The following is a 300-nucleotide window of genomic DNA, read 5'->3' as shown; positions in this document are numbered from 1 at the left end:
TAGGTTACGATGTATTGTGCAGGGTCTAAATCGTTGGATGGGTCTGTGTCTAATTGGTTTAGTATTTCTGGCTCTTTTTCGGTTAAATCGAAACTGGCAAAGCCATCGGCATCATCGTCACAGACTTCTAATGGGGTGGGGTCTGTTATTTGTGGGGTGGGGTTGACGATAAGTTGTAGTTCTACAAAGCTTGCACAGTCTGTTGCGATAGTTGAGCTTTCTATTCGTACATAAATGGTTTGCATGTTAACCACAATGTTATTGTAAATGCCGGTGATGGCATTAATGTTGTTTTCTGCA

The 300-nt window shown here is 41.7% G+C and carries 1 protein-coding gene; it reads right to left on the bottom strand.

The features are described 5' to 3' along the window. Nucleotides 1-300, bottom strand: a 300-nt coding sequence (locus ACVC2P_RS00120; protein ID WP_452596459.1) for a hypothetical protein, incomplete at both ends; no start/stop codon positions are given.

This window comes from Pontimicrobium sp. MEBiC01747 (genome assembly GCF_053601635.1).
Note: the sequence above shows the minus strand (reverse complement) of the source record. Positions and strands in the feature narration are given on the sequence as shown.